Raw genomic sequence first — 3,305 nt, 5'->3', positions numbered from 1 at the left:
ACATTCTTCTTTGCTGACGGGTTTCTCAATAAGTAAGAAGGATGATAAGTACACAGGACACGGGCGCGACCATAGTCAAAAAATTGGCCTCGCATTTTTCCAATCGGTAAATCGGAATTCAGCAGATTCTTGGCCGCCACTGATCCCCAGCAGACTATATAATCTGGACCAACGATTTCAATCTGAGCATCCAGAAATCCTCGGCAGTTAGCTGCCTCTTCATCAGAAGGATTTCTGTTTCCCGGCGGCCGACACCTGAGAATATTTGCAATATAGATTTCACTACGCTTCATTTGACAGGCTTCGATAATCTTATCGAGTAACTTGCCCGCTCGACCAACAAATGGCTCGCCCTGCTTATCTTCATCTGCGCCTGGCGCCTCTCCAACAAACATGATTTTTGCTTGGGGATTTCCCACACCAAACACAGTCTGCGTACGTGTCGAAGCTAATTCAGAACATTTTTCACACTGGGAAACCTGATCTGCGATAATATCCAATTCCGCCTGACGATCAGCTTTCACCAATTTTGACTTTGTCGTTCGCGGCACATCCATTTCCTTTAGAGAATCAACCGGCTCTGTAGAAATTTCTTTTGATGGTACTACTGTTTGTTGCGTTAGCATTTCCTGCTTCGCCACAGCCAGCTCATCTCTGGACACTGGTAAAATTGTTGTTTCAGAAGGTGTCACTGCTTCGGGATCGTCTTGTGTTACCAGTTCTGGACCTGGAACCACACGCTTGAGATGCGTAATCCCCGAACGCTGCCAACTTTCCAGTAATTGCCGGGCAGCCCTTTGTGAACGATTGATTGCATTCTGATTCATAACTCACTGACCTGCATTTAGCGTTTTACCTTACAACCCGGTACTGCCGCTTTGAATTTTTCGACTCCTGCATCAGAGACCTGAGTAAAACTGACTTGAAGTTCCTTAAGATTTTTTAACGCAGCCAGTTTCTGCAACCCACCATCGCTAATCTCTGTTTTACTTAAGTTGAGATACTCCAGTTTTTTCAACGGGAGCAAATCACTCAGACCCTCATCGGTAACTTGCGTATCTTCCAGATTGAGGCGGTTCAGATCCGTCAATCCAGAAATCACCTTCAAGCCTGCATCAGTCGTCTGCGTACCCCATAACCCCAGGCGATTCAGCTTTTTTAAATTCTTGATCTGTTCCAGCCCTTTGTCTCCTATCATCGACTCATCCAGATCGAGATACGTCAATTCCGTCAAGCCAGACAAAGATTTCATGCCTTCATCTGTCACGACAGTATCGCGCAAATGGAGTGTCTGCAGCTTTTTCATTCCTTCTAAATTCTTAACGCCGGGGTCACCAACAAAATCCCTACGCAAATGCAGGGATTCCATGTTAGTCATGCCTTTTAGATGCTGCATTCCCTCGTCTGAGACTTCAGTATCATCCAGTTCCAATGATATCAAGTTTTTATCTTTGAGCAGTTCCAGAGTTTTATCAGAAATATTTCGCCCCCAGGTATTCAATCTCTGCAGGTTTGGCAGCGCAGCGACATACTTCATACCATCATCAGTCACCTGAGTTGCCTGCAGCTTGAGCACTTTTAGGTTCTGCATCCCTTTGATCAATGGCATCCCCTCGTCATTGATTTCTTTATTAAATCTCAAATCGAGATCTTTCAACTTGGGGAAAGCAGCGACCACTTTCAAAGCGTCGTTTGTAATATTTGTGGCACGCAGTGACAGCACCTGCAAATCTTTTAAATCAGATATTTTTTGAACTCCAGCATCTCCAACAGCGGTACTTTCCATATTCAAATACCATAGTTTTTTCTGCTTACTAATGGAGTCTGCACACGCATCAGTGAAATTCGGCCCCCAGATCGTAAGTCGCTCCAGAGAAGGTAAACCCGACAAATGTTCTAAATCTGCATCTTTCGCAGTTGTACCTTTCAAATCCAGAATGAGAACCCGGCCATCTTTCGAAAAAACCATCTTGGCATCCAGATCTTTGAAAGCCTGAACCGACTCTGGTGTATCCGCTACGTTCGAACTTGCCTCCTTAGTAGTCTCTTTACTACTAGCTGAAGTCGTTTTTTCTTCGGGAGCAGAAGAACCAGATTTATTGGAATCAGGACAACCTGTTAAAAAACATAATCCCACCAGAGATAGTATCACTCTCATTTTCATTCTGACATCCCTTGTTCTACATCTTGACGGCTCGAACATTCCAAATAATGCAACGTTTCATTCTATTGATTTTAGAGCAGAGATCAGGCTTCGAAATTTGCTTTCATTCCTGATTTGATACAAAATCTTCTCCGAAAAGACTTTAAATATAACGCTCTCAGTCATCTAACGCTGATCACCAAAATAGACCCCTGACAGAAACATTGCAATTCAAAGCATCCCTTTTCTGCAACTACTTGCGATTCCCTACTCAAACTGAGTATACTTGAGACATAAACGCCCCCCTATGTGTTGACTTGAGAACATTCCTACATTCAGCTTGATTTTTTATTACGGCACCAATTAAAAGGACCAACAAGTGAATCATCGTCTTCCCCATGTTGCCTCCCTGTTTTTCACTCTCTGTTTCATTTCCTGCCTGCTCTGCCAACAGACCCAGGCAAAAGACTGGACCACATATCTCGGCGATAAAGCCCGATCCGGTGCCACATCGGATTCGTTCCAGATTCCTTTAAAATCATCCTGGAAACATACGGCACCCCGTCCACCGCAAACCAGTCAGACAGATCCTGGTGAGCGAGTGATGGAAGGACACGATCTCGAAGCACGCGTTGATTTTGATGATGCTTTCCATATCGCCATCTCAGAGGGGCGAGCCTATTACGGTTCATCAGTCGATCATCAACTACGTTGTGTCGATTTGAAAACTGGAAAAGTCATCTGGCAATTTTTTTCCGGAGGCCCCATTCGGTTGGCTCCCACAATCAATCAGTCGAATATCCTCTTTGGTTCTGACGATGGCTTTGTTTACTGCTTGAATGCTGCTTCTGGAAAAGAACTCTGGAAGTTACGAGCCGGTCTCAATGACGAAATGATTATTGCACGGGGTGAAATGGTTTCGCGCTGGCCTGTAAGAACGAGTATTCTGGTTGATGAAGGTATCGCTTATTTTGGAGCGGGAATTTTTCCACATGAAAACATTTACTTATACGCAGTGAATGCCGACTCCGGAAAAGTCATCTGGAAAGTTGATAATCTGAGCCAATCAAGTGCCGGTCGAAATGAACTCTCACCGCAGGGATATCTTCTAGCAGGGTGTCCGGAAATGAAATCTAGCGGTATCGCCATTAAGCCCGGAAAT

The 3,305-nt window shown here is 44.6% G+C and carries 3 protein-coding genes; 1 reads left to right on the top strand and 2 read right to left on the bottom strand.

Going from position 1 to position 3,305, the window contains the following annotated elements:
• Both Q0668_RS08545 and Q0668_RS08540 read right to left on the bottom strand, forming a co-directional pair.
• Positions 1-827 (bottom strand): uracil-DNA glycosylase (locus tag Q0668_RS08545; protein WP_298862875.1); only part of this gene is annotated, 827 nt, incomplete at its 3' end.
• Between the two features lie 17 nt (positions 828-844).
• The gene (locus Q0668_RS08540) at positions 845-2,164 is read right to left on the bottom strand and encodes a hypothetical protein (protein WP_298862872.1); all 1,320 of its coding nucleotides are present in this window, start codon (positions 2,162-2,164) and stop codon (positions 845-847) included.
• A gap of 358 nt (positions 2,165-2,522) precedes the next feature.
• On the opposite strand from Q0668_RS08540, the gene Q0668_RS08535 reads away from it, so the two are divergent.
• Positions 2,523-3,305: PQQ-binding-like beta-propeller repeat protein (locus tag Q0668_RS08535; RefSeq protein WP_298862870.1), on the top strand; the 783-nt coding region annotated here is incomplete at its 3' end.

This window comes from uncultured Gimesia sp., assembly GCF_937910335.1.
Taxonomy (GTDB): Bacteria; Planctomycetota; Planctomycetia; order Planctomycetales; family Planctomycetaceae; genus Gimesia.
Note: the sequence above shows the minus strand (reverse complement) of the source record. Positions and strands in the feature narration are given on the sequence as shown.

Coding starts and splice junctions, on each gene's coding strand:
- Q0668_RS08540 (WP_298862872.1), bottom strand. CDS start 2,164: ATGAAAATGAGAGTGATACTATCTCTGGTGGGATTATGTTTTTTAACA.